The following is a 328-nucleotide window of genomic DNA, read 5'->3' on the forward strand; positions in this document are numbered from 1 at the left end:
AGTACACTATGACTGCTAAAAAATATTTCTAGAAATTTATTTGACTTTCCTAGTCTATTTGTTCATATCTTATTTCAATCCACTATACTTGACAAATGGTAGAAAAGAGCCCAAAAAGCGAACAATACTTAGAATTCCGTTCAACAAAATCCTAGCATTGTTCGCTTTCTTTATCTAAACATTCTTTTTATTTTATGACTAACACGATTCCCAGAACCAATCTAGTTTGTCTTTATAACACAAAAGAATGAATGTTTATTTAACTAAATTTTTAGTCTTCTTTTTTCTTTCCCAAAGCAAGTCCGAGACCACCTAGAATACCAAGAAG

This window comes from Streptococcus sp. HMSC071D03 (genome assembly GCF_001812125.1).
In the GTDB taxonomy this organism is placed as follows: domain Bacteria; phylum Bacillota; class Bacilli; order Lactobacillales; family Streptococcaceae; genus Streptococcus; species Streptococcus pseudopneumoniae_N.